General features: G+C 73.8%; 23 protein-coding genes and 1 pseudogene. 7 read left to right on the plus strand and 17 right to left on the minus strand.

All coding sequences use genetic code 11. The annotated features are described in order from the left end of the window. The first annotated feature begins 1 nt into the window (after position 1). On the plus strand, positions 2–874 hold the full coding sequence (gene efeU / locus AB0G63_RS33250; protein WP_360758084.1) for an iron uptake transporter permease EfeU: 873 nt from the start codon (positions 2–4) through the stop codon (positions 872–874). Then, positions 834–1,835 carry a hypothetical protein gene (locus tag AB0G63_RS33255; RefSeq protein ID WP_360758085.1) on the plus strand — a complete coding sequence of 334 codons (1,002 nt, stop codon included), beginning with the start codon at positions 834–836 and terminating at the stop codon, positions 1,833–1,835. The genes efeU and AB0G63_RS33255 overlap by 41 nt, the downstream gene beginning before the upstream one ends. Positions 1,836–1,842: 7 nt before the next feature. Here AB0G63_RS33255 and AB0G63_RS33260 read toward each other — a convergent pair whose 3' ends face one another. Continuing rightward, complete coding sequence (locus AB0G63_RS33260) at positions 1,843–2,094, minus strand: hypothetical protein (RefSeq protein ID WP_360758088.1); 252 nt, start codon at positions 2,092–2,094, stop codon at positions 1,843–1,845. 146 nt (positions 2,095–2,240) lie between these two features. After that, a complete protein-coding gene (locus tag AB0G63_RS33265) occupies positions 2,241–2,978 on the minus strand; it encodes a bifunctional DNA primase/polymerase (RefSeq protein WP_360758091.1) in 738 nt (245 codons plus the stop codon). Positions 2,979–3,182: 204 nt separating this feature from the next. Here AB0G63_RS33265 and AB0G63_RS33270 point away from each other — a divergent pair, with 204 nt between their 5' ends. Next, positions 3,183–3,497 (plus strand): pentapeptide repeat-containing protein, encoded by a 315-nt coding sequence (locus tag AB0G63_RS33270; protein WP_360758141.1) that lies wholly within the window; start codon positions 3,183–3,185, stop codon positions 3,495–3,497. Between the two features lie 616 nt (positions 3,498–4,113). Here AB0G63_RS33270 and AB0G63_RS33275 read toward each other — a convergent pair. From AB0G63_RS33275 to AB0G63_RS33290, 4 genes are all read right to left on the minus strand, one after another. Further along, positions 4,114–5,100: a small ribosomal subunit Rsm22 family protein gene (locus AB0G63_RS33275; protein WP_360758094.1), complete on the minus strand. Its 987-nt coding sequence runs from the start codon at positions 5,098–5,100 to the stop codon at positions 4,114–4,116. Between the two features lie 74 nt (positions 5,101–5,174). Beyond that, complete coding sequence (locus AB0G63_RS33280; protein WP_360758144.1) at positions 5,175–6,290, minus strand: serine hydrolase domain-containing protein; 1,116 nt, start codon at positions 6,288–6,290, stop codon at positions 5,175–5,177. 11 nt (positions 6,291–6,301) lie between these two features. Next, the gene (locus AB0G63_RS33285) at positions 6,302–7,741 is read right to left on the minus strand and encodes a multidrug effflux MFS transporter (protein ID WP_360758097.1); all 1,440 of its coding nucleotides are present in this window, start codon (positions 7,739–7,741) and stop codon (positions 6,302–6,304) included. Positions 7,742–8,168: 427 nt separating this feature from the next. Beyond that, a complete protein-coding gene (locus AB0G63_RS33290) occupies positions 8,169–9,326 on the minus strand; it encodes a serine hydrolase (RefSeq protein ID WP_360758100.1) in 1,158 nt (385 codons plus the stop codon). A 200-nt stretch (positions 9,327–9,526) separates the two neighbouring features. On the opposite strand from AB0G63_RS33290, the gene AB0G63_RS33295 reads away from it, so the two are divergent. Continuing rightward, entirely contained in the window at positions 9,527–10,990 is a 1,464-nt protein-coding gene (locus AB0G63_RS33295) for an ABC transporter permease (protein WP_360758103.1), read from the plus strand. A gap of 88 nt (positions 10,991–11,078) precedes the next feature. Continuing rightward, a complete protein-coding gene (locus tag AB0G63_RS33300) occupies positions 11,079–11,849 on the plus strand; it encodes an ABC transporter ATP-binding protein (RefSeq protein WP_360758106.1) in 771 nt (256 codons plus the stop codon). Positions 11,850–11,877: 28 nt separating this feature from the next. Here AB0G63_RS33300 and AB0G63_RS33305 read toward each other — a convergent pair whose 3' ends face one another. After that, a complete protein-coding gene (locus AB0G63_RS33305; RefSeq protein WP_360758108.1) occupies positions 11,878–12,864 on the minus strand; it encodes an aldo/keto reductase in 987 nt (328 codons plus the stop codon). Positions 12,865–13,074: 210 nt separating this feature from the next. On the opposite strand from AB0G63_RS33305, the gene AB0G63_RS33310 reads away from it, so the two are divergent. Beyond that, positions 13,075–13,629, plus strand: coding sequence for a DoxX family protein (locus tag AB0G63_RS33310; protein ID WP_360758111.1), 555 nt, complete (start codon positions 13,075–13,077; stop codon positions 13,627–13,629). 111 nt (positions 13,630–13,740) lie between these two features. Next, positions 13,741–14,103 (plus strand): MazG-like family protein, encoded by a 363-nt coding sequence (locus AB0G63_RS33315; RefSeq protein ID WP_360758113.1) that lies wholly within the window; start codon positions 13,741–13,743, stop codon positions 14,101–14,103. 92 nt (positions 14,104–14,195) lie between these two features. Here AB0G63_RS33315 and AB0G63_RS33320 read toward each other — a convergent pair whose 3' ends face one another. From AB0G63_RS33320 to AB0G63_RS33365, 10 genes and pseudogenes are all read right to left on the minus strand, one after another. Continuing rightward, positions 14,196–15,791 carry a cation acetate symporter gene (locus AB0G63_RS33320; RefSeq protein WP_360758116.1) on the minus strand — a complete coding sequence of 532 codons (1,596 nt, stop codon included), beginning with the start codon at positions 15,789–15,791 and terminating at the stop codon, positions 14,196–14,198. Beyond that, positions 15,788–16,216, minus strand: a complete 429-nt coding sequence (locus AB0G63_RS33325) for a DUF485 domain-containing protein (protein ID WP_360758118.1) — start codon at positions 16,214–16,216, stop codon at positions 15,788–15,790. Before AB0G63_RS33325 ends, AB0G63_RS33320 begins: the two co-directional genes overlap by 4 nt. Beyond that, a complete protein-coding gene (locus AB0G63_RS33330) occupies positions 16,213–16,866 on the minus strand; it encodes an adenylate kinase (protein ID WP_360758121.1) in 654 nt (217 codons plus the stop codon). The genes AB0G63_RS33325 and AB0G63_RS33330 overlap by 4 nt, the downstream gene beginning before the upstream one ends. Before the next feature lie 21 nt (positions 16,867–16,887). After that, a complete protein-coding gene (gene acs, locus AB0G63_RS33335; protein WP_360758124.1) occupies positions 16,888–18,843 on the minus strand; it encodes an acetate--CoA ligase in 1,956 nt (651 codons plus the stop codon). A gap of 80 nt (positions 18,844–18,923) precedes the next feature. Next, positions 18,924–19,586 carry an acetate uptake transporter gene (locus tag AB0G63_RS33340; RefSeq protein WP_360758127.1) on the minus strand — a complete coding sequence of 221 codons (663 nt, stop codon included), beginning with the start codon at positions 19,584–19,586 and terminating at the stop codon, positions 18,924–18,926. 493 nt (positions 19,587–20,079) lie between these two features. Beyond that, positions 20,080–21,648, minus strand: coding sequence for a cation acetate symporter (locus AB0G63_RS33345; RefSeq protein WP_360758129.1), 1,569 nt, complete (start codon positions 21,646–21,648; stop codon positions 20,080–20,082). Further along, on the minus strand, positions 21,645–22,019 hold the full coding sequence (locus AB0G63_RS33350) for a hypothetical protein (RefSeq protein ID WP_360758132.1): 375 nt from the start codon (positions 22,017–22,019) through the stop codon (positions 21,645–21,647). Before AB0G63_RS33350 ends, AB0G63_RS33345 begins: the two co-directional genes overlap by 4 nt. Next, complete coding sequence (locus AB0G63_RS33355) at positions 22,012–22,890, minus strand: LytTR family DNA-binding domain-containing protein (protein WP_360758135.1); 879 nt, start codon at positions 22,888–22,890, stop codon at positions 22,012–22,014. Before AB0G63_RS33355 ends, AB0G63_RS33350 begins: the two co-directional genes overlap by 8 nt. Positions 22,891–22,971: 81 nt before the next feature. After that, positions 22,972–24,180, minus strand: coding sequence for a histidine kinase (locus AB0G63_RS33360; protein ID WP_360758138.1), 1,209 nt, complete (start codon positions 24,178–24,180; stop codon positions 22,972–22,974). 20 nt (positions 24,181–24,200) lie between these two features. Then, positions 24,201–24,430: pseudogene (locus AB0G63_RS33365) on the minus strand (IS200/IS605 family accessory protein TnpB-related protein); the annotation flags it as partial.

Genomic DNA, 24,430 nt, shown 5'->3' on the forward strand with positions numbered 1-24,430 from the left:
CGTGTTCTCCAACTACCTGATCGGCCTGCGCGAGGGGCTGGAAGCCAGCCTGGTCGTCTGCATCCTGATCGCCTACCTGGTGAAGACCGGCCGCCGGGACGCCGTCCGGCCGATCTGGATCGGCATCGGCGTCGCGGTGACGATCGCGCTCGGCTTCGGCTGCGCGCTGGAGTTCGGCTCGCAGGAGCTGACCTTCCAGGCCCAGGAGGCGCTCGGCGGCTCGCTGTCGGTGCTCGCCGTCGGCCTGGTGACGTGGATGGTGTTCTGGATGCGGCGCACCGCCCGGCACCTGAAGGCGGAGCTGCACGGCAGGCTGGACGCGGCGCTGGCGATGGGCACGGGCGCGCTGGTCGCCACGGCCTTCCTCGCCGTCGGCCGCGAGGGCCTGGAGACCGCCCTGTTCGTGTGGGCATCGGTGCACGCGGCCAGCGACGGCACCCCGCGCCCGCTGATCGGGGTGGCCCTGGGCCTGGCCACGGCCGTCTTCCTGGGCTGGCTGTTCTACCGCGGCGCCCTGAAGATCAACCTGGCCAAGTTCTTCACCTGGACCGGCGGGATGCTGGTCGTCGTGGCGGCGGGCGTGCTGGCGTACGGCTTCCACGACCTTCAGGAGGCCGGCTGGCTGCCGGGCCTGACGAACCTGGCCTTCGACGTCAGCGGCACGATCCCGCCGGACAGCTGGTACGGCACGCTGCTCAAGGGCGTGTTCAACTTCCAGCCCGACCCGACGGTCCTCCAGGTCACGGTGTGGCTGCTGTACCTCGTCCCGACCCTCGCGCTCTTCTTCGCCCCGGTAGGGTTCGCCTCCGGGAAGGGGAAGGTGAAGGCAGTCGATGAGCAGGGATCGCAGCCGTCCGAGGCGCCGCGGGCTTGACCGGAGCGCACTGATAGCGGCCTCGGTGACCGCTTTGTCGTTGACGGCGAGCGGGTGCGTGGTGGTGCACGGGGAGCGCGAAGTGATCCCAGCGACCACCCGCGCCGAAGCCGACCGGGCGCTGCGGCAGTTCACGGCCGCGTACAACAAGGCGGACGAGGCGTACGACAGTTCACTTGACGCCGACCATGTCACCGGCGCCCTCGGCGACATCGACGCCGCCCGGCTCAAGGCCGGACATGCGAACAACCCCACCGGCAATCCGGCGCACACCCCGCTGAAGCTGAGCGACGCGACGTTCACCATTCCCAAGAAGGCGGGCTGGCCGCGCTGGTTCGTCGCCGAGGCCCAGGGCAACAAGGGCGGCGACCTGCACTGGCTGCTGGTGTTCACCCGCGCCGGCCTCGACGAGCCGTGGCAGGCGGCGTACCTGACGCTGATCGCGCCCGGCTCGCTGCCCGAGATCAAGAAGGACGCGAACGGCTGGGCCGAGGCGGTGCCCGCGGACTCCGCCCGACTCGCCGTCGCGCCGGCCGACTTGAGCAAGGACTACGCGACGTACCTGAAGAGCGGCGGCAAGACCTTCGCGGCCGGCACGCACACCAGTCAGTGGCGGGCGCAGCGCGCGAAGGCCGCCAGGAAGCCGGGCCTGGCCACCCAGTACATCGACCAGCCGCTGACCTCGGGCGACTACGCCCCGCTGGCGCTGCGCACCGCGGACGGCGGCGCGCTGGTGTTCTTCACGACGCGCCGCTTCGAGAAGCAGACCGCCGCGCCCGGCGCCTCGATCCCCACGCCGAACGAGAGCGTGCGCGCCCTGACGACCGGCGAGATCAAGCAGTCGCTGACGATGGAGTTCGTCTCCAACGAGGTGGCCGTGGACCCGGCGAAGGGCTCGGGCGGCGAGCAGGTGTCGGTGCTCTCCCGCCTGGAGGGGCTGACCTCGGCCCAGGGGTCGTAGGACCTGCTCAGTAGTTGACGCAGGTGATGGTCCAGCCGTTCCACGCGTTGCAGATGTTCAGTTTGATGCCGTTCTGGTTGTACTGGTAGGCGGACCAGTACTGGCCGCGCTGCCGGTTGATGCCGCCGTAGTCCACGCACGTCACGTGGCGGCCGCTCACCGTGCAGCCGTTGACCGGGGCGGCACCGGCCTGCGGTGCCACGGCCAGCAGCGCGGCAGCGGCCGCGGTCGTTCCGAGCGCCATCGTTTTTACGAGCATGGCCCTCTCCCGTCTCGTGAAGGTGGGCCGACCGGCCCCCTCTTGATCACGGTCACCGGCCGGGGGGAGGGCCGCAACGCGGACGATCCGTCCGGGTGGCGGTCAGGCGCTCCGCGTCGACGGTCCGCGTACCTGGGGCCTGCCGCTCAGTGGCGCAGGGGCCAGGGCGCGCCCGTCCGGTCGGACTCCTCGCCGGCGTGGCGGGCGCAGGCGTCGGTGAGGGTTTCCAGGAGGGTCAGCGGTTCGGGCAGCGGGTGCTCGGGGCCGCGTACCCAGTGCACGGCCTGGCCGTCGTCGCCGGGGAGCCGGGCGGGCGGGACGAGGACGTAGGAGCCGCGGCAGTGCCAGCGCAGGCCGGGGTGCTCGTCCATCGTCTCGGGGTGGCAGTCCAGCTCGCAGGGCCACCACTCGTCCTCGTCCTCGGGGGTGCCGCGGGTGAGGGTGAAGAAGAGCATGCGGCCGTCGTCGCTCTCGGCGACCGGGCCCACCTCGACGCCCGAGTCGAGCAGCCGCCGAAGGGCCTCGCGTCCGGCCGCCAGCGGCACGTCGAGCACGTCGTGCACCATGCCGGTCGCGGTGATGAAGTTGGCCTGCGGCTGGTGGCGGGCCCAGCGCTCGATCTGGGCGCGGTCGGTGGTGGACTGCGTCTGCCAGGCGAACGACACCGGGTGCCGGGCCGGGGTGGGACAGCCGACGCGGTCGCAGGAACACCCGTAACCGGGCGCCGGGTGCGCGGCGGGCGCGAGCGGCAGCCCCGCCGAGGCGGCGGCCAGCAGCAGGGCCTCCCGGCCGCCGTCGTCGGCGGTGTCCTTCGGGCCGCGTCCGCGCAGCCAGTGGGAGATCTTGCCCCGCAGGCCGGATTGGCCGCCCAACTCCGCGCTCATCTATCCCCTCGCCTCGCCGTCGTGCGGACCAGCATGCCTCATGCTCCCATCATCCCGCGCTCCGGGGGGCCGGACCGCACATCAGGGACAGTGCGGACGAGACCTGCCCCACACCGCGATCGGGGTGCATGGGGCGCTTTGTCGTGACGTGCGGGACGTGCGGCGCACGGCGGCCGGCAGAGGCGGTCGTCGGCGGACGTGGCCGTGCCGCCCGGCGCCGGGCAGGCCGGGGTCGGCGCCGGGCGTCCTGGGGCCGCGCGCCCCCTGCCTCGCGATCGTCGCGCTGCTCGCCTCCGCGCTGCTCGCCTCCGCGCTGCTCGCCTCCGCGCTGCTCGCCTCCGCGCTGCTCGCCTCCGCGCTGCTCGCCTCCGCGCTGCTCGGCTCCGCGCTGTTCGGCTCGACCGGGCTCGCGGTCACCGCCCTGCTCGCCGGCCCGGTGCCGTCGGCCGGCCTCACCGCCGCACGGCTGCGGCGTCCTTCGGAATGCCGGGCAGGACGGACTGTCCGTCGGGTCCGTGAACGGCCGTCGGCCGACGCCCCCGAGCGTGTCGTCCAGCGCCTGCACGGGGCGCCGACACGCCCGCCGCGCAAGTTGAGGTCGGCCGGCTTCTCGTCGATGAGCGTGGACAGCAGGATCGGCGTACCGGAGCGGCGACCGCCGACCACACCGCGACCGCCAGGCGCGGCGGCCCTCGCCGCACGGCCGCCGACAGGCGCGCGGCGGCCACACGTGCGCCGCCGCTGGTCAGGGGCATGGCGGCCAGCAGGCGCACGCCGCCGGCAGCCGCACCGCCGCCGTCAGGCGCGTGGGGGCCGACATCGCACGGCCGCCGACAGACGCACGGCGGCCAACACGTGCGCCACCGCTGGTCAGGGGCATGGCGGCCAGCAGGCGCACGCCGCCGGCAGCCGCACGCCGCCGTCACGCGCGTGGTGGCCGACAGGCGTGCGGGACCAACAGCGCACGGCCGCCGACAGACGCACGGCGGCCAACACGTGCGCCACCGCTGGTCAGGGGCATGGCAGCCAGCAGACGCACGGCGGCCAACACGTGCGCCACCGCTGGTCAGGGGCATGGCGGCCAGCAGGCGCACGCCATCGGCAGGCGCATCGTTGCCGACAGACGGACCGCCGGTCAGGGGCGCGGGGGCCAGGGGTCGCCCCAGTCCGTGTCTCGGGCGGTTTTGTACAGGTCGCCGTGGCGTTTGGTGATCGTTGTGCGGCGCAGCAGGCCTTCGGGCTCGCAGAGGTCGAGCAGGACCTGGCCCTTGCGGATCTGCGGGCGCCGGACCACCCGGGCGGGGGCGGGCTCGGCGGGGAAGCGGGTGGCGGCGACGTAGGCGAACTTCTCGTCCTCGTAGGCGAGGGAGCCGCCCTTGACCTGGCGGTGCAGGGAGGAGCGGCTGACCCGTGCGGAGAAGTGGCACCAGTCCTGGCCGGGCACGACGGGACAGGCGGCGCTGTGCGGGCACGGCGCGGCGACCTGGAAGCCGGCGGCGACCAGGCGGTCGCGGGCCTCGATCACGCGGGCGTAGCCGTCGGGGGTGCCGGCCTCGACGATGACGACGGCCTGCGCGGCGGACGCGGCGGCGTCGACGAGGGCGGCCCGGTCGGGGCCGGTCAGCTCGTTGAGGACGTAGGACACGGTGATGAGGTCGGCGGGGTCGAGGGTGAGCGCCGCGCCGATGCGGGCGCGCCGCCACTGCGCCCGGCGCAGCTCCGGGTGTGCGGCGGCGAGTTCCCGGCCGAGGGCGAGGGCCGGTTCGGCCCAGTCCAGCACGGTGACGGGGCGGGCGCCCTCCCAGGTCGCGGTGACGGCCCAGGTGGCCGCGCCGGTGCCGCCGCCGACGTCCGCGTGGCTGCCGGGGGTCCAGCCGGGCACGGCCGCGGCGAACGCCGCGAGCGCCGAGCGGACCGCCTCGAAGGTCGCCGGCATCCGGTAGGCGGCGTACGCGACGACGTCCGCGCGGTCGCGCAGGATGGGGGCGTCGGTCGGGGTGGCGCCCCGGTAGCTGGCGATCAGCCGCTCCACGGCCTGGGCGGCCTGCCGGGGCGGGAGGCCGTCGAGGAGGGCGGCGAGGGCGGAGCGGAGGGTCTCGGCCGGGGTTGCGGGGGCGTTCACCGGGAAATTCTCTCAGGTTCCGGGCGGCCAGGTTCCGGGCGACCAGTTCCGGGCAGCCGGGTTCCGGGCGGCTGTCACGTCCCCTTGACGGCCCGCGCCAGCCGGGTGGCCGCCGCCGCCCGGGGCCGGGAGTCGGGCGGCCGCCTGCGGGGGTGGACCGTGTTCGCCAGCAGGATGAGGTAGGTGTCCGTCGCCGGGTCCAGCACCAGGGACGTGCCCGTGAAGCCCGTGTGGCCCGCCGCTCCGCGGCCCGCCAGCTCCCCCATGAACCACGGCTGGTCCACCGCGAAGCCGAGGCCGGGCGGGGTCAGCAGGAGTTCCACGAAGTCGGGGCCGAGGATGCGGGCGGGGCCGTAGGAGCCGCCGGCCAGCAGGGCGCGGCAGAAGACGGCCAGGTCCCGGCCGGTGGAGAACAGGCCCGCGTGGCCCGCCACCCCGCCCAGCGCCCAGGCGTTCTCGTCGTGGACCACGCCCCGCAGCATCCCCCGGTCCGCCTTGGCCCACGGCCGGCGCTGGTCCTCGGTCGCCGCGGCGCCGGGGCAGGGGCCGAACCGGGTCGCCGTCATGCCCAGCGGGCGGGTGATCCCGTCGCGGACGAGGACGTCCAGCCGCCGGCCGGTGATGCGTTCCAGGACGAACTGCAGCAGCAGGAGGTTGAGGTCGGAGTAGGTGTACGTGCCGGGTACGCCGACGGGCGGCTCGGCGCGCAGCATCGCCATCCGTTCCGCGTCGTCGGCGCAGTCGTACAGCGGGAGTTCGGGCCGCAGCCCGGAGGTGTGGGTGAGCAGTTCCCGCACGGTGATGCCGTGCCGGGCGGCGGCGTGGAAGTCGGGGAGGTAGTCGCCCACCCGGGCGTCCATGCCGAGGGTGCCGCGCTCGATCTGCTGCACGGCGGCGACCGCCGTGAACAGTTTGGTGACGGACGCCAGGTCGAAGGGGGTGTCGACGGTGACCGGCACGCGGTCCCGCGGCGGCAGTTCGACGCCCGCGTCGGTCCGCGGGTCGTACGACGTGTACCGCACGGCCCAGCCCGCCGCCTCCTCGACGGCGATCACCGGGCCGCGTCCGGCGACCACGACGACGCCGGCGGCCCACGGGCGCTCGCCGGCGGTGAGGTCCCGGACCTCCTGGACGAGCCGGCTCAGCTCCCGCGGGTCGAGCCCGGCCCGCTCCGGTGTGTCCCCGCGCAGTCTGGGTGCGCTCAGCTCTCCTCCCCCACTCCGTTGTGCGCCCGGGCGGGAAGATGCCCGTCCGCCGTGCCCGCATGCCTGCTCCAGGGACGGCACATTCCCACGAAGCAGGCCGACGCCACCAGTGCGGCCGTCAGCTGGACGACGGCCATCGGCACGGCCGTGTGCTCCCCGGCGATCCCGACGAGCGGGGAGGCGACCGCGCCGATGAGGAAGGAGGACGTGCCGAGCAGCGCGGAGGCGGAGCCGGCGGAGTGCCGGGTGCGCATCAGGGCGAGCGTCTGGGTGTTGGGGAGCGCGATGCCCATGGCCGACATCAGCACGAACAGGGCGGTGGCGACGGGGGCGAGGCCGACGTCTCCGAAGACCCCGGCCGACATCAGCAGCAGGGCGGTCGCGGCGCAGATCACGACGGTCAGCCCGGCGGCGAGCACCCGGTCCAGGCTGACCCGGCCGACCAGCACCTTGCCGTTGAGCTGGCCGACGGCGACCAGCCCGACCGAGTTCAGGCCGAACAGCAGGCTGAAGGTCTGCGGCGAGGCGCCGTAGATCTCCTGGATCACATAGGGCGAGGCCGAGATGTAGGCGAACAGCGCGGCGAAGGTGAAGCCGCCGGTGAGCAGGTAGCCGGTGAAGGGCCGGTCGGCGAGCAGGCGGCGCATCGAGCGCAGGGCCTCGCCCACTCCCCCGCGGTGCCGGTCGGCGGGCGGCAGGGTCTCGGGCAGCCTCGCCCACACCACCCCGCCCAGCAGCACGCCGACCACCGTGAGCACGGCGAACACGCCGCGCCAGTCCGTCACCTTCAGGATCTGTCCGCCGATCAGCGGCGCGACGACCGGGGCGACCCCGGATATCAGCATGAGGGTGGAGAAGAAGCGGGCCATGGACATGCCGTCGTACAGGTCGCGGACGACGGCGCGGGCGATCACGATGCCGGCCGCGCCCGCGAGGCCCTGGACCAGCCGGAGGGCGACCAGGAGCTCCACGGTGGGGGCGAACGCGCACAGGGCGGTGGCGACGACGTAGACCGCGAGGCCCGTCAGCAGCGGGCGTCGGCGGCCCCACCGGTCGCTCATCGGGCCGACCACCAACTGCCCGAGCGCCATGCCGGCCAGGCACGCGGTGAGCGTGAGCTGGACGGTCGCCGCCGGCGCGTGCAGGGTGCGGGTGACCTCCGGGAGCGAGGGGAGGTACATGTCCATCGCCAGCGGGGGCGTGGCGGTGAGACCGCCGAGGACGAGGGTGACGAGCAGCCCGGCGCGGCGCGCGCCCCGGCTCTCCGCCGCCGCGCGCGGTCCGGCCGCCTGTTCGACGCCGGGCGCCGACGTGCCCTGGTCGGCGCCGGAGGCAGACGTGCCGTGGTCGGCGCCGCAGGCAGACGTGCCGTGGTCGACGCCGGAGGCCGACGCCCTCCGATCGACGCCGGGTGTCGACGCCCCCTGCTCGCGCATGTGCCCCTCCCCTGCTGAGCCCTCCCCGTGGCGAGCCCTCTCCGAGTACTCCCTGGGTATTCCTTGGGTATTCCTCAAGTGCTCCCCGGGTGCTCCCTGAGTACTTCCCGAGCGCTCCGCCACCATGGTCCCAGCACCATGGTCTCAGCTCGGGCCGGGTGCGGGCCCCGGCGCCCCGCCTCCGCGGCGAAGGACGCGGCCGTTGCGCAATCTGCACAAGCGGAATTGTCCAGTCCGGCACATTGCGGCCGGTAAGGGCCCTATGCTCAACTCTCCTCCACGGGAACTTCACACTTGGGGCACCCAAGTTCCGTAAGCCATACCGAGGGGGGAGGCGGCAGCCGTTCCGCGGTGCCGGGTGGGGGTGGACTCCGCGTGGGACCGCGGAGTACGCACCGGCGCCCGGAACGGCTGCCGCACACCTGTCTCAGCCCTCGTCGCCCCCGGCGCCCTCGTGGCCCCGGGCGTCGGCGGAACGGCGTCGGCGCAGCGCCCACGCCCCGCCCGCCAGGAGCGCGACCGTCGCGCCGGCGCCCGCCGGCAGCCGCCACGACGAGGCGCCGCCGGACGTCGCGGCCGGAGCGCCGGCCGCCGCCCGGGCCGTCGCGCGGCCGCGTGACGCCTTCGCCCCGCCCGCGCCGGCCGGCTCGGCCAGGGCGCCCACCGGCTGCGCCTGATCCCCCTTCTCGAAGCCCCAGTCGAGCAGCGCGGCGGTCTCCTCGTAGACGGCGTTGTAGCCGCTCCTGGGATGCATCACCGTCACCAGCAGGGTCCGGCCGCCGCGGGTGGCCGCGCCGGTGAAGGTGTTGCCGGCGTGGCTGGTGTAGCCGTTCTTGACGCCGATCAGGCCGGGGTACGTCTTCACGCCCCAGGCGCCGGACAGCAGGCGGTCGGTGTTCTGTATCTGGAACGTCTTCTTGCCGCCCGCCGGGAAGTCGGCGGTCTTCGTGGCGCAGTACTCCCTGAAGTCGGCGTTGCGCAGCCCGTGGTGGGCAAAGAGGGTCAGGTCGTAGGCCGAGGACAGCTGTCCCTTGTGGTCGAAGCCGTCGGGGCTGACCACGTGGGTGTCCAGGGCCCGCAACTCCTCGGCCCTGGCCTGCATCTCGGCGACCGTCCGGGCGAGTCCGCCGTTCATCCGGGAGAGCACGTGCACGGCGTCGTTGCCGGAGCGCAGGAACACGCCCTGCCACAACTGCTCGACGGTGTAGGTGATCCCGGGCTTGATGCCGACGAGGCTGGAGCCCGCCGGGACGTCGGCCAGGTCGGCGTCGGTCACCTTGTACCGCTCGGTCCGCTCGAACTTCCCCAGCACCGTGTCGGCGAACAGCATCTTCAGCGTGGACGCGGGCGCCAGCCGCCGGTGCGCGTTGTACGAGGCGAGCACCTTGCCGCTGCCGTGGTCGGCGACCAGCCAGGCCGCGGCGGTGAGCTTCTTCGGAAGGCCGGTGCCCTGGACTCCGGAGCGGGCGAGCCGTGCGCCGCCGACGACGGTCGCGGCGCGCGCGGGGGCCGCCGCGGCGAGCGGGAGCACGGCCGCGGTGAGGCCGAGTGCGGCGCGCCGGGTGAGCGGTGTGGAAGCGTGCATCCGGGGACGGTACACCGCACCCAACAGGCGTTTCCTGGCAGGAGGCCGTCAACAGGCTGAGAATCGCCTGTCTTACGGAAATCTGATCCAGTACCCCGCTTTCTCAGCCCTGACACATCCGTTACTCAGTCCGGCGCAAAGGTTCCCGCCTAGCTTGTGGCCGCGCCCACAGCGGGCGCCAAGAACCTTCGAGGAACGGGATGTTTGGCATCTATCTCAAGCGCGAACTGGGCCGCAGAAAGAAGGCGGCTCTGGTCATCGCACTGGGTCTGGCGCTCGGTATCGCGCTGGTCATCACCGTCAACTCGGTGTCGGCCGGCATGACTCAGGCGCAGGACAAGGTCCTGAAGTCGCTCTACGGCCTCGGCACCGACATGACCGTCACCAAGGCGCAGTCGGCGCCGAAGGCAGGCAGCTCGCAGGGCCCGAACTTCAAGTTCGACGCCAAACAGAGCAGCAAGACCAAGCAGAGTTCGGACCGGGTGATGACGCAGGGCGGTCAGGCCCTGAAGTCCTCGCTGGTGGAGAAGGTCGCGGCGCAGCAGGGCGTGGCGAACGCGGTCGGCGCGCTGAGCCTGAACGTCACCAAGGTCGACGGCTCCTTCACCCAGGGCAAGGCGCAGAGCTCCACGAGCGGCAGCGGCGGGCAGCAGGGCGGCCCCGGCGGGGGCACGAGCAGCGGCGGCGGCCAGCCGCAGGTGCAGGGCGGCGGCGCCTCCTTCGACGTCAACTCCTACTCGGTGGCCGGCGTCGACGTCACCGACCAGGAACTCGGCCCGCTGGCCGCCATGAAGATCACCTCCGGCAGGACGTTCACGGCGTCGCAGACGAACGCGAAGGTCGCCGTGGTCAGCAAGTCGTACGCCAAGTCCAAGAAGTACAAGGTCGGTTCGACCTTCAAGATCTCCGGCACCAAGTACACGGTCATCGGCATCGCGACGCCCGACAGCAGCGAGTCCACCACCGACGTCTACCTGCCGCTGAAGCAGGCGCAGACCCTGGGCGACGCGAAGAACAAGGTCACCACGATCTACGTCAAGGCGACCGACTCCCAGCAGATCGCCGCCGTGAAGAAGACGATCCAGCAGAACATCTCCGGCACGACGGTCACCACCTCCTCCGACCTGGCGTCCACCGTCTCCGGTTCGCTGTCCACCGCCTCGGACCTCGCCACCAGCGTGGGCAAGTGGCTGTCGGTCGCGGTGCTGGCCGCCGCGTTCCTGGTGGCCGCGCTGCTGACCTCCTCCGCGGTCTCCCGCCGGGTGCGCGAGTTCGGCACGCTGAAGGCGCTCGGCTGGCCCAGCCGCCGGGTGACCCGGCAGGTCGTCGGCGAGTCCATGGTCAACGGCCTGATCGGCGGCGCCCTCGGCATCGCGCTGGGTCTCGCGGCCGCCTACACGGTCACCGCGATCAGCCCGAAGCTGACCGCGCAGCTCGGCAGCACCGGCGGCATGGGCGGCGGTCCGGGCGGCGCCCCGGGCGGCGGCCCCGGCGGGCAGGCTTCCCAGAACACCATGGAGATCGCCCTGTCCGCCCCGGTCTCCCTGACCACCATCGCGCTCGCGGTGGGCCTCGCGGTCACCGGCGGCCTGATCGCCGGCGCCATGGGCGGCTGGCGTGCCTCCCGCATGCGCCCGGCCGACGCCCTGCGCAGCGTCTCGTAGCCCTCCTGGTCCGGACAACCCCTGATCCGGGGCGCCGCCTCCACTCCCCCCGGGACGCGGCGCCCCACCCATACCTTGTGGAGAACCGATGTACAGACTCACCGGCGTCACCAAGCGCTACACGCGGGGCAAGGAGACCGTGGAGGCGCTGCGCGGCATCGACCTCACCATCGCCGACGGCGACCAGCTCGTCATCCAGGGCCCGACGGGCGGCGGCAAGTCGACGCTCCTGCAGATGATCGGCGGCCTGGACCGGCCCTCCTCCGGCAGCGTCGAGCTGGACGGCGTCGACCTCGCCACGATCGGCGAGGCCAAGCTGACCCGGATGCGCGCGGAGAAGATCGGCATCATCTTCCAGTCGTTCAACCTCATCCCGACGCTGACCGCGCAGGAGAATGTGGAGACGGCCCTGGTGCCGCTCGGCGTGAAGCCGGCCGAACGGCGGGAGCGGGCGGCCGAGGCGCTGCGCTCGGTCGGCCTGGGCGAGCGCCTGGGCCACGCGCCCTCGGAGATGTCCGGCGGCCAGCAGCAGCGCGTGGCCATCGCCCGCGCGCTGGTCAAGAAGCCGAAGGTGCTGCTCGCCGACGAGCCCACCGGCAACCTCGACGAGGGCACCCGCGACGACATCATGGCCCTGCTGGAAGGGCTTTGGCACGAGTACGGGCTGACGTTCGTCATGGTCACCCACGACTCCTCCATCGCCCGCCGCGCCCCGCGCCTGGCCACCATCGAGTCCGGCCGGCTGACGCTGACCGAACGCGGCGACGGGCGGCCGCCGGCGCCACAGCAGCACGCCGAGCCGCAGCACGCCGGGCAGGGCTACGGCGGCCAGGGCTACGGCGGCCAGGGCGCCCACTGACGGCCGCCGCCCGGCTCCTGGGGGCCGCTCAGCGTCCGAGTATCCGGTCGACCTCGGCCAGTTGCCCGGCGGTGAGCGGCCCCTTCGCGAGCGCGCCCGCGTTCTGCTCGGCCTGCTCGACGCTGCGGAAGCCGGGGATCGGGACCGCGCGCGGGCTGCGCGCCCACAGCCAGGCCAGGGCGCCCTGGGCGAGGGTGCGGCCGCCGCCGGTGAGGACGTCCCGCAGCGCGTCGACCCGCGCGAGCCACTCCTCGTCCGCCCCGGCCTCCGGCCTGAACCCCCGCAGCCAGGCGGGCGGCGTGTTGCGGATGTCGCCGGCCTCCAGGGCGCGTCCGGCCCGCTGCTTGCCCGTCAGCAGCCCCATGGCGAGGGGGCTGCGGTTGATGCCGGCCAGGTCCGCCGCCTCGCACAGGGCGAACATCTCGGGCGCGTCCTGCAGCACGTTGGCCGCGTGCTGCACGGCCGCGCAGTGCTCCCCCTCGGCGAACACGGCGGCGCGGGCCGGGTCGTCGGTGCTCCAGGCGTAGGCGCGGATCAGCCCCTCCCGCACGAAGTCCTCGCAGGCGTCGCGGAGTTCGGCGGCGCGTCGGGGGTCGGCGTCGGCGAGGTGCAGTTGGTAGAGATCGACGTGGTCGGTGTTCAGTCGCTTCAGCGAGGCGGTCAGCGCGCGGCGGGCGTACTCGGGTGAGTCGTCGCTGCCGGTGAGGGTACGGGTCGCCTCGTCGAAGACGTTGCCCCACTTGGTGGCGACGACGACGTCGCCGCGGCGCCTGCCGAGCGCCCGGCCGAGGACGCGCTCGCTGTGTCCGGCGCCGTAGGTGTCGGCGGTGTCGAAGAAGGTGATGCCGAGGTCGAGGGCGCGGCGGACGGCCCGTACCGACTCGTCGTCGTCGACCTTGCCCCAGCCCAGGGGCTGCCCGGCGGTGTCCTGCCACTCCCCGCCGATGGCCCAGCATCCAAAACCGAGAGCGCTTACCGCGATGCCGCTGCGGCCGAGTGTCCTGTTCGTCTGCATGCCACGGACGGTAGGACTTGGAGCGCACGCGAAGGCAAGGGCCCGCCGCAACCGGATCGCGCCGGGCCGCCCGCCGCAACCGGATCGCGCCGGGCCGCCCGCCGGGGCCGGCCACCCGGACGGCGTCACGGGCGGGCCTGCGGGTGTCAGAAGTGGAACGGTGGATACGCGGAGGGGGAACTGCTGCCGCCCACTGCTCCGGGAGTGACCGTGACCTCGTGCGACCGACGTGATCTGGGACTGTTGCTGCTCCGGCTCGGCACCGGGGGCGTGCTGGCCGCGCACGGCGCGCAGAAGCTGTTCGGCTGGTTCGGCGGGCACGGCATCGAGGGCACCGGGCAGTTCATGGAGTCGGTCGGCTACGCGCCGGGGAAGACTAGCGCGGCGGCGGCCGGCCTCGCCGAGACGGGCGGCGGCACGCTGCTGGCGCTGGGCCTGGCGACCCCGGCGGCGGGCGCGGCGGCGGCCGGGGCCATGGCCGGGGCGGCGGCGGTGAACACGCCCCAGGGCTTCTTCAACCAGAGCGGCGGCTACGAGTACGCGGCGGCGCTGGGGCTGACCTCGGCCGGCCTCGCGGTCGCGGGCCCGGGCCGCCTCTCCCTCGACCACGCGCTCGGGCACGCGCTGGACCGCGGCTGGATGGTCCCGGCGGCACTCGGCGTGACGGCCGCGGTGACGACGCTGGTAGTGGGGGCACGCGCCAAACGGCTGCGCGCGGCGAAGGAGGGCGACCAGCAGGCCCTGTTCGAGACACCCGAGCCGTAGGGGCCGGCGGGGTCGCAGAGGCGGCGGGGCCCCAGAGGCGGCGCGTCACCTGGGGCACCGCGGGCCGCAGCGCGCGGCGTATGGGCGGCGGGTTCGTGGCAGGGTGCGGGTATGACTGATCGGCAGTTGCCCGCGCCCGCGGATCTGTGGGCCTCCATCGACGAGTTGTGGAACTGGCTGGACGCGCACCGCGCCCACGGCGGCGAGCAGGGCCTGCTCCTGCGGATGCTGAAGCTGTCGGAGGAGGTCGGCGAGGTCGCCCAGGCGGTGATCGGCGCGACGGGCCAGAACCCGCGCAAGGGCGTCACCCACACGTGGGACGACGTGCAGGGTGAGCTGTGCGATGTGGTGATCACCGCGCTGGTGGCGCTGCGCACGCTGACGCCGCGGGCGAGGGAGGTGTTCGGGGAGCATCTGGCCCGGGTGGTGGCACGGTCGCTGGGCGGCGGACCGGCCGGAGCGCCTGAGCGGTGAGGTGACAGGACACGGCCCCGGACACCGTCGCCTCGCTGAGACGGTGTCCGGGGCCGCGTCGTTCACGGGGGCCGCGGGTCGCGTGCGTCTGCCTACTCCACGCCGGTCAGGCAGCGCTCCTCGAATTCCTGGTACGCGGCCGGGTCGGTGGTCCGGGAGCTGGTGACCGTGCCGAGCCAGCCGAGGAGGAAGCCGGCCGGGACGGAGACGATGCCCGGGTTCTGCAACGGGAACCAGGCGAAGTCCGCCGAGGGCAGCAGCGACGCCGGGGTGGAGGACACCAGCGGGCTGAAGACGACCAGCAGGAGCGAGCAGCCGAGCCCGCCGTAGAGGGCGAACAGCGCGCCGCGCGCGGTGAAGCGGGACCAGAACAGCGTGTACAGGATGGTCGGCACCACGGAGGACGCCGCGATGGCGAAGGCCAGGAAGGCGAGCGAGGCCGCGTTCCAGTCCCAGGCCAGCAGGGCGATGAGGATGCCCAGGACGCCGACCGCGCCCGCCGACACCCGTGCCACGGCCACCTCCTGGCGGTCGTTCACCCGGCCCTGGCGGAGGGCGTGCGCGTACACGTCGTGGGCCAGCGCGGAGGCCGCCGCCAGCGTGACGCCCGCGGCCACCGACAGGATCGTGGCGAAGACGAGGCAGGAGAAGGCCGCCATCAGCAGGGTGCCGCCCACCGACTGCGCGAGCAGCAGCACCGCGGAGTTGCCGGTGGAGTCGCCGGCCCTGACGTTGTCGGTGCCGACGATCGCGGCCGTGCCCAGGCCCAGGATGCCGACCGCCAGGCAGACGGCGCCCACCAGGCCGACCGTCCACAGCACCGCCGTACGCAGCTGGCGGGTGCCGGCCGGGGACAGCAGGCGCATGACGATGTGCGGGAGGCCGCCCACGCCCAGCGCCATGGACAGCGCGAGCGAGAAGAAGTCCAGCTTGCTGACGGTGCTGGCGCCGAACCGCAGACCGGGCCGCAGATAGGCGTCCCCGTGACCGCTGTTCGCGGCGGCCGCGCCGAGCAGGTCGTCGCCGCTCCACGTGAAGTGCGTCAGCACCAGGACGACGGCCACCGCGACCACGACCACCAGCAGCACCGTCTTGGCGATCTGGATGAACGTGGTGCCGGGCATCCCGCCGACCGCGACGTAGAAGACCACCAGGCAGCCGACGGTGGTCACGCACAGGGCGCGCGCCGCGCTCCCGGGCATGCCGGTGAACTGGGCCAGCAGTGCCACGCTCGCCACGAGCTGGGCCACCAGGTAGAGGATGGACACGACCAGGGCACAGATCCCGACGGCGAGCCGGACCGGCCGCTGCGCGTCCCGCATCCGCAGCGCGACGGTGTCGCCGAGGGTGAACAGGCCGGTGTTGCGCAGCGGTTCGGCGATCAGCAGCAGGACCATGATCCAGCCGATGGCGGTGCCCACCAGGTACAGCAGGCCGTCGTAGCCGGTCAGGCAGACCAGGCCGGTGCTGCCCAGCAGCGTCGCGGCCGAGATGTAGTCGCCGCACATCGCCATGCCGTACCGCAGCGGCGACAGTCTGCGGCTGCCGAGGTAGAACTCGCCGAGCTCGTCGCGGTGCGGACTGGTGATGATGGCCGTGAACATGGTGACGGCCAGGAAGACCAGGAACAGCACCAGCGGCAGCCGCAGTCGGCTGAGGGACATGGCGCCGGCGGCGTAGGCGGTCACCGCTCGCCTCTTCTCGCGTCGGTCCGGTCCCGCTGCGCGCGCACCTCGTCGGCCAGCGGGTCGAACCGGTTGCGCATGTGCCTCTCGTAGCGCCACGCGGTGAGGAACAGGGCGGCGAACAGCGCCAGAGCCAGGGTCAGTCCGAAGGTGAGGTGTCCCAGCAGCGGAACGGCCATCAGCCCGGGCGCGACGCCGGACAGCAGGACGAGCAGCAGATGCCCGCCGATGACGGTGACCGCGGCCGGCACCGCGAACGAGCGCCGGACGCGGCGCAGTTCGCTCAGGTCGCGCAGTTCGCGCGGGTCGCGCAGGTCGCGCAGGTCGCGCAGGTCCGTGGGTGGCGGCCCGGGCCGGGCCGCCGCCGGGGGGACGCCGGCCGGCCCGCGGTGCGCGGCGGGCTGGGGGTAGGGATGGTGGCCGTTCACAGCGCCACCGCCGCGAGGGCCGAGCGCATCCGGTCGGAGACCTCCGCGACCGTCCCCATCGCGTCGACGTGCACCAGCAGGTCCCGGTCCGTGTACCACCGCAGCAGCGGCACGGTCTGCTCCGCGTACACCGCGAGGCGCCGCAGCACGGTCTCCTCGGTGTCGTCGGCGCGCCGGACGAGGGCGCCCTCGCACCCGTCGCACCGGTCCGGGACGCGGGGCGGCGAGAACACCGTGTGCACGGTGGTCCCGCACGCCGGGCACAGGCGCCGGCCCGTCAGCCGCTGCACGATCTCGTCGTCCGGCATGTCGAAGGCGAGCACCGCGTCGAGCACGGTGTCGTCCTCCCCCAGCGCGTCCTGGAGCAGCTCGGCCTGTCGTACGGTCCGGGGGAAGCCGTCGAGCAGGAAACCGTCCGCCGCGTCGGGTTCGCGCAGGCGCTGCGTGACGAGGGCCGTGGTCAGCTCGTCGGGTACCAGCTCGCCTGCCTGGGTGTGCTGCCGGACCAGCTCGCCGAGCTCGGATCCCCGGCCGATCTCGGCGCGGAACAGGTCCCCGCTGGAGATCGCCGGGACGGACAGCAGGTCGGCCAGGACGCGGGCCTGGGTGCCCTTGCCCGCGCCCGGTGGGCCGATCAGAACGATGCGCATCTCAGTTCCTGTGTGTCGTGGTCAGTCTTCGGCCGGGGCGGCCGGCAGCTTCGCCTGGATCAGGTCCATGACGCCGGAGTCGGTGAGCGTGGTGACGTCACCGAGCCGGCGGTTCTCGGCGACGTCGCGCAGCAGGCGGCGCATGATCTTGCCGGAGCGGGTCTTGGGCAGCTCCGCCACGGGCAGGATGCGCTTCGGCTTGGCGATCGGGCCGAGCGTGGCGCCGACGTGGTTGCGCAGTTCGGCGACGAGGGCGTCGTCCTCCTCGATCGCGCCGCGCAGGATCACGAAGGCGACGATCGCCTGCCCGGTCGTCTCGTCGGTCGCGCCCACGACGGCCGCCTCCGCCACCGCCGGGTGCGACACCAGCGCCGACTCGACCTCGGTGGTGGAGATGTTGTGCCCGGACACGACCATCACGTCGTCGACCCGTCCCAGCAGCCAGATGTCGCCGTCCTCGTCGCGCTTCGCGCCGTCGCCGGCGAAGTAGCGGCCCGGGAAGCGGGACCAGTAGGTGTCGATGAACCGCTGGTCGTCGCCCCAGACGGTGCGCAGCATCGACGGCCACGGCTCGGTGATCACCAGGTAGCCGCCGGAGCCGTTCGGGACCTCGTTCGCCTCGTCGTCGACGACGGTGGCGGAGATGCCCGGCAGCGGGGTCTGCGCGGAGCCGGGCTTGGTCTCCGTCACGCCGGGCAGCGGCGAGATCATCATGCCGCCGGTCTCGGTCTGCCACCAGGTGTCCACGATCGGGCAGCGGCCGCCGCCGATGTGCTCGCGGTACCAGACCCACGCCTCCGGGTTGATCGGCTCGCCGCAGCTGCCCAGCACCCGCAGGGAGGACAGGTCGAACTTGGCGGGGAGGTGCTCGCCCCACTTCATGAACGTGCGGATCGCGGTGGGCGCCGTGTACATGAGGGTCACGCCGTACTTCTCGACGATCTCCCAGAAGCGGCCCTGGTGCGGGGTGTCCGGGGTGCCCTCGTACAGCACCTGCGTCGCGCCGTTGGCCAGCGGCCCGTAGACGATGTAGGAGTGCCCGGTGACCCAGCCGATGTCGGCGGTGCACCAGTAGACGTCGGTCTCCGGCTTGAGGTCGAAGACCGCGTGGTGGGTGTACGCGACCTGGGTGAGGTAGCCGCCGGAGGTGTGCAGGATGCCCTTCGGCTTCCCCGTCGTACCGGACGTGTACAGGATGAACAGCGGGTGCTCCGCCTCGAACGCCTCCGGCGTGTGCTCGGCCGACTGCCGGCCGACGGCCTCGTGCCACCACACGTCCCGGCCCTCGGTCCAGCCGATCTCCTGGCCGGTGCGCCGGACGACCAGCACCTTCTGCACGCCGCCGGTGCGGCCGAGCGCCTCGTCCACGGCGGGCTTGAGCGCGGTCGCCTTGCCGCGGCGGAAGCCGCCGTCGGCGGTGATGACCACGCGCGCGTCGGCGTCCTGGACACGGGTGGCGATGGCGTCGGCGGAGAAGCCGCCGAAGACGACCGAGTGCGCGGCGCCGATACGGGCGCAGGCCAGCATCGCGACGACGGCCTCGGGGATCATGGGCAGGTAGACGGCGACCCGGTCGCCCGCGCCGACGCCGAGTTCGGTGAGCGCGTTCGCGGCCCGGGAGACCTCGTCCTTCAGCTCGGCGTAGGTGATCGCGCGGCTGTCGCCGGGCTCGCCCTCGAAGTGGATGGCGACCCGGTCGCCGAGGCCCGCCTCGACGTGCCGGTCGACGCAGTTGTAGGCGACGTTCAGCTTGCCGTCCTGGAACCACTTGGCAAACGGCGGGTTCGACCAGTCCAGCGTCTCGCTGGGCTCCTCGGCCCAGCTCAGCCGACGGGCCTGCGCGGCCCAGAAGCCGAGCCGGTCGGCACCGGCCTGCGCGTACGCCTCGGCGGTGGCGTTGGCGTTCGCGGCCAGGTCGGCGGGCGGCGCGAAGCGTCGCTCCTCCTTCAGCAGGTTGGCCAGGCTCTCGTTGCTCATGATGGCTCCCTCGTGGTCTCTCGGGCGGTCGGCAGGCGGCAGGCGGCAGGCGGCAGACGAGACGGTCGGCGGTCGGCGGATCAGGCCGAGAACGGCCACGTCGGCAGGGACTTGGTCTTCCAGGTGGCGTTGGCCACCCCGGCGAAGGAGCCGTACCAGGCGAGCAGCGCGGTCACCAGGCCGGCCCAGCCGCCCGCCTGGCTCAGCTCCGGAGCCTGTCCCAGCGCTCCGGCAGTGAGCAGCACGAAGGTCACCGACAGCACCGAGAACACGGCGAGCAGCAGGCCGCTGATCCGGGCGGTGACGACCGTCATGTAGACGGTGAAGATCGTCCAGGCGAGCAGGAACAGGCCGGTCGCCTGGTAGGCGTGGGCCGCGGGCAGCTTCGGGGCGATGAACTGGACGTAGGCCGCGAAGGACAGCCAGAACGAGCCGTACGACGTGAACGCCAGCGCGCCGAAGGTGTTGTTCTTGCGGAACTCCCACATGCCGGCGAGGAGTTGGGCGATGCCGCCGTACCAGAGGGCGAGCGGCAGGACCACGGCCTCCAGGGAGCGGTCCGCGATCAGTCCGGAGTTGAAGACGGAGAGCACGAAGGTGGTGAGGGCGAAGCCCGCCAGGCCCAGCGGGCCGGGGTCGGCGATCTGCGGGCGCTGCGCCTCGGGCGCGGCCGGGGCCGGCTCGAGCGGGGCGAGCGGGGCGGCGGTCCGCTCGTCGGTCACGGGCGTCTGGATCTGGGTCATGGCGCGGTCCTCGGGTCGGGGAGCCCGCTCGGCGCGGGTCCTCGGGCGGGGTGCTGCGTGCGCCGCCCGCGGAGGCGGACGGTCACCGAAGCCGGGGCGTGCGGTGTGCGGCTTGCGGTGCACGGTGTGCGGCTGGCGGCTTGCGGTGTGCGGCTGGCGGCTTGCGGTGTGCGGCTTGCGGTGTGCGGCTGGCGGCTGGCGTGTTGCATGTGCGGCTTGCGGTGTGCGGCGCGTGCACGGCGCAGGTACGGCGTGCGGGTGTGCGGGTGTGCGGCGTGCGGGTGTGCGGTGTGCGGGTGTGCAGCGGGCGGCGGCCGGCTCGGGGTCTGGGCCGGGACGCGGTTGCCCGCAGGCTGAGGCGCGGGGCGTCCGGCTGCCGCTCCCGGTCAGGGAGCGCGGCTTGGCGGCCGGGCGATCCGTCGTTGTCTCGCTCTGGCCGGTTACTGTGCGGCACCCGCGGCGCGCCGGGGAGTCCCCGTGCGGGACTTGTCGATCAGTGGTGCCCGTCGCGCGACGGACGGACCCGGTCGCGGGACGAACGGTCGTCCGTCGCCGCCGAGCGGTGGGCGGTACCCGCGTCCAGCGCCTCCGGCAGATGCAGCCGCGCCAGCATCACGGAGGTCCCCGCGGGAATCCTGCCGGGCGTGGCCAGGGACACGCCCACCATGGTCAGGAACGCCGCCGGGACGCTCCACGCGGCGGGCCCGGCGAGCAGGGCGCCGGTCCAGCCCGGCCCGCCCGCATCCAGCAGCGTGACCGTCATCGCCGTCACCGACAGCCCGCCGCCGACCAGCATCCCGGCGACCGCTCCGGCCGGGGTCAGCCGCCGCCACCAGATGCCCAGCACCAGCAGCGGGCAGAAGGTGGAGGCGGCCACCGAGAAGATCAGCCCGATCTCGTGGGCCACGGACACGCCGCTCTCCGACAGCAGCAGCGCGATGGCGCAGGGCGCGAGCACGGCCAGCGCGGAGGCCCGCCGGAAGCCGCGCACGTCGCCGCCGAGGAGGTCCTGCGAGAGCACGGCGGCCACCGACAGGGCCAGCCCGGAGCAGGTGGACAGGAAGGCGGCGAAGGCGCCCGCCACCACCAGCGCCGTCAGCAGCTGGCCGGCGGCGCCCGGCACCAGCCGTCCGGGCAGCAGCAGCACCACGGCGTCCGCCCGGTCGGCGGAGGCCAGGCCGGGGGCGTAGAGCCGTCCCAGTCCGCCGTACAGCTCGGGCAGCAGGTAGAAGGCGCCGAGCAGGCCGAGGACGCCCACCGTCGTACGGCGGGCCGCCCGGCCGTCGGGGTTGGTGTAGAAGCGGGCGATGACGTGCGGCAGGCCCATCGCCCCGAGGAACGTGGCCACCATCAGCGAGTACACGGTGTACAGCGCCTGCCCGCCCTGGCCGGGCTCCGGGCCGGCGGCCGACGTGGGCGCGGGCGCGGCGGGCGGACTGCCGGACGGGTGCCAGACGCCCTGCCAGACGAGCAGCAGGGCGACCGCCGGGACGGCGAGGGCGGCCAGTTTCACCCAGAACTGGACGGCCTGCACGAGCGTGACGCTGCGCATGCCTCCGGCGATCACGCTCACCAGCACGACCGCGGTCACCAGCACCGCCCCCGTCCAGGCGGGCGCGCCCACGGCCGCGTGCAGGGCCAGTCCGGCGCCCTGGAGCTGCGGCACCTGGTAGAGCCAGCCGATGAGCACCACGAAGGCGGTGGCCGTCCGCCGCACCGCCAGGGAGCCCAGGCGCGCCTCGGCGAAGTCGGAGACCGTGTAGGCCCCGGACCTGCGCAGCGGCGCGGCGACCAGGACGAGCAGCACCAGATAGCCGGCCGTATACCCGATGCCGTACCAGAGCATGGTGGAGCCGTAGACCACCAGCAGGCCGGCGATGCCCAGGTAGGAGGCGGCCGAGAGGTACTCGCCGCTGACCGCGGACGCGTTGCGCAGCGGCGATACGGTGCGGGAGGCGACGTAGAAATCGGGGGTGGAGCGGGCCCGCAGCCCGTAGGCGCCGACGGCGACCGTCAGGGCGACGACCAGCAGGACGGCGGTGAGGTTCGCGGCTGTGCTCATGAGCGGTGGACGTGCTCGACGAAGTCGCGCTCGTGCCGCTCGGCCCGGCGCACGTAGCAGGCGCCGGCGGTCACCAGCAGCGCGTACACCGGCAGCCCGAGGATCAGCCAGGGCAGGCCGATCCCCCACAGCCGCACCGAGTGCGCCGCCCCCGGGTGCCCGAGCAGCAGCGGCAGACAGACCAGCGGCAGGCCGACCGCGCCGCACACCAGCAGCGCCAGCCTGAGCTGGGTGCGCATCAGCGCCTTGACGTACACCTCGCCGAGCGGGGTCTGCTCGTGGACGTCGCGCACGGCGGCGTCGCGCCGGCCGGGGCGGGCGGCGCGGGTGCGCGGGTGGGTGACGGTCACCCGCGGGGCCGGCTCAGCCATCGGCGGTCCCTCGTGATCTCGGCGAGCCGGACGGGGGCAGCAGCAGTTCCCGCAGCCTGCGGTTGCTGCGGCGGCTGACCGGGAGCACGGCGCCGGCCACGCGGACCGACAGCCGTCCGGAGTCGGCCAGCAGTTCCTCGATGTGCCCGGTGGCGACGAGGTGCCGGCGGTGCACGCGCACGAACCCGGCGTCCTGCCACTGGTCCTCCAGGCTGGACAGCGGCATCCGCAGCAGGCAGCTGCCGGATTCCAGGTGCAGGCGCACGTAGTCGCCGCACGCCTCCACGTGCCGCACCTCGGAGCGCCGGACGAACCGGGTCACCCCGGACAGCTCCACGGCGATCGTCTCGTCGTCGGTGGGGGCGGGCCGCGCGGGGGCGGGGGGCGCGGCGGGGGCCGGGGCGGCGGGCGGCGCGGTGGCTTCCGGCGCCGCGGGTTCCGGCGCGGTGCCCGCCGGGGACGCGGGGGACGCCGGGGACGCCGTGACCGCTTCCGCCCGCCGCTCGGCGATGCGCCGGACCGTCTCGGCGAGCCGCTGGGCGCGCACGGGCTTGAGCAGGTAGTCCAGGGCGCGCACCTCGAAGGCGTGGACGGCGAAGTCGTCGTAGGCGGTGACGAACACCACCGGCGGCGGTTGGGCGAACCGGGACAGGACCCTGGCCACCTCAAGACCGTCCAGTCCGGGCATGCGCACGTCGAGGAAGACGGCGTCCACGGGCTTGTCCTCGCGCAGCGCGCGGTCCAGCGCCAGCAGCGCGGCGGCGCCGTCCGCCGCGGACTCCACGGGGCCGACGCCCGGGTTCAGGCCGAGCAGATAGACGAGTTCCTCCAGGGCGTGCGGTTCGTCGTCGGCCACCAGGATGCGCAGCATGGGTGAGTGTGTACATTCCCCGCACAGCGGGTCAATCTCCCGGCACGTGTGGCATTCGCCACATACGAGAAGGGGTGCCGCTCACCTGAGCGAACCGAGCCCCTCGCCCGGTCGTTCCCCGACCCCCGCCGGGGCCGTCACCCCGGCCCGGTACTTGGGCACGCGGATGCGTACCTTGGTGCCCGCGCCGGGCGCGGTCTCGACCACCAGCCCGTACGCGTCCCCGTACACCTGCCGCAGCCTGGCGTCGACGTTGCCCAGCCCCACGCCGCCCCCCGACCCGGCGGAACCGGACCTTCCGGCGCCGCCCGCGGTCAGGATCCGCCGCAGTTCCTCCGGGTCCATGCCCACCCCGTCGTCCTCGACGGTGATGTGCGCCTCGGCGCCCGCGTCCCAGGCGAGCACCGTGATCTTCCCGGGCCCGGTGCGGCCCTCGAAACCGTGCCGCACGGCGTTCTCCACCAGCGGCTGCACGCACAGGAACGGCACCGCGACCGGCAGCACCTCCGGCGCGGCCTGCACGTCGACGCGCAGCCGGTCCCCGAAGCGGGCCTGCTCCAGCACCAGATACTGGCCGATCGAGCGGAACTCCTCCGCCAGCGTCGTGAACTCGCCGTGGCGGCGGAAGGAGTAGCGCGTGAAGTCGGCGAAGTCCAGCAGCAGTTCACGGGCCCGCTCCGGATCGGTGCGCACCAGCGAGGCGATCGCGGTGAGCGCGTTGCACGAGAAGTGCGGGGAGATCTGCGCGCGCAGCGCCCGCAGCTCGGCCTCCACCAGGCGGGTGCGGGAGCGGTGCAGTTCGGCCAGCTCCAGTTGCCCGGACGTCCAGCGGGCCACCTCGCCGGTCGCCCGGACCAGGCCCGCCGACACGCCGGGGGCGTACGCGAGCAGCGCGCCCTCGACCCGGTCCTCCACCACCAGCGGCGCGACGACGGCCTCCCGCAGCTCGCAGCCCACCTCGCCGCACCAGACCCGGTCGGCCTTCACCACGGCGGTCCCGCCGCCGGCCAGCACGTCCGCGGCCAGTTCCACCGCCGCCGCGCCGTGGTGCTTCCCGGCGCCGTCCCAGGCGAGCAGCCGCCCGGTGTCGGTGACGGCCAGCGCCGGCACCCCCAGCAGCTCCCGCAGATGCCGCGCGGCCGCCCCGGCCGACGCCTCGGTCAGCCCCCCGCGCAGCGCCGGGGCCGCGAGGGAGGCCCGGTGCAGCGCCTCGAACGCCCCCTGCCCGGCCCGCCCGTCGAACCCGACGTGCCGCCGCAGCCATCGCCGATGACCGAATATGCCCGTCATGGCGAACACGTTAACCGTTCCTAAAGACTGAGCAGGAGTGAGTGCTGTCGCCAGAACTCATGCTCAGCCGGACGCCCCGAGCGGTGTTGGGTGTCCTGGTCGCCCGCGTTCGCTCCGCGTCCGGCGCGCACGGATCGTGTCCGTGGTCCGGGGACGCGGGGGCGGGGTTCCTCACGCCCCGGGGCGCCCGGCCGGGCCTGGGCGGTCCGATGCCCCTGCTCATCACTCCGGTGAGCAGGGGGCGGTGCCG

The organism is Streptomyces sp. NPDC020996 (assembly GCF_040641355.1).
Lineage (GTDB): Bacteria > Actinomycetota > Actinomycetes > Streptomycetales > Streptomycetaceae > Streptomyces.

Excerpts from the sequence above, each read along its gene's own strand:
- AB0G63_RS33255 (WP_360758085.1), top strand. The coding sequence starts at position 834 with ATGAGCAGGGATCGCAGCCGTCCGAGGCGCCGCGGGCTTGACCGGAGC.
- AB0G63_RS33260 (WP_360758088.1), bottom strand. The coding sequence starts at position 2,094 with ATGCTCGTAAAAACGATGGCGCTCGGAACGACCGCGGCCGCTGCCGCG.
- AB0G63_RS33265 (WP_360758091.1), bottom strand. The coding sequence starts at position 2,978 with ATGAGCGCGGAGTTGGGCGGCCAATCCGGCCTGCGGGGCAAGATCTCC.
- AB0G63_RS33285 (WP_360758097.1), bottom strand. The coding sequence starts at position 7,741 with ATGCGCGAGCAGGGGGCGTCGACACCCGGCGTCGATCGGAGGGCGTCG.
- AB0G63_RS33290 (WP_360758100.1), bottom strand. The coding sequence starts at position 9,326 with ATGCACGCTTCCACACCGCTCACCCGGCGCGCCGCACTCGGCCTCACC.
- AB0G63_RS33295 (WP_360758103.1), top strand. The coding sequence starts at position 9,527 with ATGTTTGGCATCTATCTCAAGCGCGAACTGGGCCGCAGAAAGAAGGCG.
- AB0G63_RS33300 (WP_360758106.1), top strand. The coding sequence starts at position 11,079 with ATGTACAGACTCACCGGCGTCACCAAGCGCTACACGCGGGGCAAGGAG.
- AB0G63_RS33305 (WP_360758108.1), bottom strand. The coding sequence starts at position 12,864 with ATGCAGACGAACAGGACACTCGGCCGCAGCGGCATCGCGGTAAGCGCT.
- AB0G63_RS33315 (WP_360758113.1), top strand. The coding sequence starts at position 13,741 with ATGACTGATCGGCAGTTGCCCGCGCCCGCGGATCTGTGGGCCTCCATC.
- AB0G63_RS33330 (WP_360758121.1), bottom strand. The coding sequence starts at position 16,866 with ATGCGCATCGTTCTGATCGGCCCACCGGGCGCGGGCAAGGGCACCCAG.
- acs (WP_360758124.1), bottom strand. The coding sequence starts at position 18,843 with ATGAGCAACGAGAGCCTGGCCAACCTGCTGAAGGAGGAGCGACGCTTC.
- AB0G63_RS33340 (WP_360758127.1), bottom strand. The coding sequence starts at position 19,586 with ATGACCCAGATCCAGACGCCCGTGACCGACGAGCGGACCGCCGCCCCG.
- AB0G63_RS33345 (WP_360758129.1), bottom strand. The coding sequence starts at position 21,648 with ATGAGCACAGCCGCGAACCTCACCGCCGTCCTGCTGGTCGTCGCCCTG.
- AB0G63_RS33350 (WP_360758132.1), bottom strand. The coding sequence starts at position 22,019 with ATGGCTGAGCCGGCCCCGCGGGTGACCGTCACCCACCCGCGCACCCGC.
- AB0G63_RS33355 (WP_360758135.1), bottom strand. The coding sequence starts at position 22,890 with ATGCTGCGCATCCTGGTGGCCGACGACGAACCGCACGCCCTGGAGGAA.
- AB0G63_RS33360 (WP_360758138.1), bottom strand. The coding sequence starts at position 24,180 with ATGACGGGCATATTCGGTCATCGGCGATGGCTGCGGCGGCACGTCGGG.